We start from the raw sequence: 1,416 nt of genomic DNA on the forward strand, positions 1-1,416 counted from the left end.
TCTCGTGGAGAATCGTAAGCGAGGTCTGGACGCCGGGCTCGCCGATCTTTGCTCTGTTGTGACCGAAGCGCCGCCGGAAGTTGTTGGAAGTCCGCATATGTTGCTTGATTTCCTTGTTGACCGGATGCTGTCTGGGTATGAACAGGATGATGACGTCACGGTGCTCGCGATTCATGTCCCCCTGGCCACGAAGAGTGACTGAATGAAACAGTCATAACGGTTGCTTTCGGGTATCGGTGCCTCGCTTCCGTACGCACTACTCTCTTGGTCGGCCTAGGGTGGAGGGCAACCGCCAGGAGGCGGCCGTATGGATCACGGTGTCGTGTCACAATGCTGGACAGGTGCGTCGCGGTTCGCGCGGCCTCGTTCATCAACAACTAGAGGTTCCGCCCCTAGTGGGCACCTTGGTCCATTCTCGTCACGCTTTCCTTCGAGAGGTGTTCGTGTCGCCTGCAAGTTCGACTCGCTCGAAGCCATCCGAGCTGAACGAGCCCGTCATTCAGCAGCTGATGGAGCGGGGGCGCTCGCAGGGGTTCCTCGAGTCCGAGGATGTCCGCAAGGCCGTCGAGGAAGCGGACATTCCGATGGCGCAGGTCGCAGGGATTCTGCGCAGCCTCAGCAAAGAGGGCATCACCGTACGGCTGACTGCTGAGGACTCCGCGGCTCCCAAGAAGTCCCGGACTTCGACCAAGCGTCGTACCCCCGCCGCTCCCGCCCCGGTCAAGAAGACGAAGACCGCCGCGGCGGCCAAGGAGCAGCCCGAGACCGTCACGGCGGTCGTCAGCGGCTCCGAGCCCGCTCCGGCGGCAAAGAAGCCCGCGCCCCCGGCCAGGAAGATCGCGCCGTCGGCGAAGAAGCCGGTTCCCGCCCCGCCGAGGAAGCCCGCCCCCGAGGCGGCCGCCCCCGCGCCCAAGGCCGAGCCGAAGCCCAAGCAGGTCTCCGGTGACGACGACGAGGTCATCGACCTTGAGGACGTCGAGATCGAGGACTTCGACCTCGATGTCGAGGTCGAGGTCGACGTGGAGATCGAAGCCGAGGCCGAAACCGAGGCCGAGACGGAGGAGGAGCCCAAGGTCGAGGCCGTCAGGCAGAACGAGGACGAGGTCCTCATCCTGTCCGACGACGACGATGACGCCCCCGTGCCGCAGGTCGCGGCGGCGGGCGCCACCGCCGACCCGGTCAAGGACTACCTCAAGCAGATCGGCAAGGTCCCCCTGCTCAACGCCGAGCAGGAGGTCGAGCTGGCCAAGCGCATCGAGGCCGGCCTGTTCGCCGAGGAGCAGCTCGGCACCGACGGTGACCGGTTGCCGGTCGACGTACGCGCCGAGCTGGAGTGGATCGCCGAAGACGGCCGCCGCGCCAAGAACCACCTGCTTGAGGCCAACCTGCGTCTGGTGGTCTCGCTGGCCAAGCGCT

2 protein-coding genes are annotated in these 1,416 nt (G+C 65.5%); both read left to right on the forward strand.

Annotation, left to right across the window (positions count from 1 at the left end):
* Window positions 1-202, forward strand: a 202-nt coding sequence (locus ACFOYY_RS17420) for a hypothetical protein (protein WP_386190305.1), incomplete at its 5' end; no start/stop codon positions are given.
* A gap of 193 nt (window positions 203-395) precedes the next feature.
* Window positions 396-1,416 (forward strand): sigma-70 factor domain-containing protein (locus ACFOYY_RS17425; RefSeq protein ID WP_449343617.1); only part of this gene is annotated, 1,021 nt, incomplete at its 3' end.

The organism is Streptosporangium jomthongense (genome assembly GCF_042650425.1).
In the GTDB taxonomy this organism is placed as follows: Bacteria; Actinomycetota; Actinomycetes; order Streptosporangiales; family Streptosporangiaceae; genus Streptosporangium.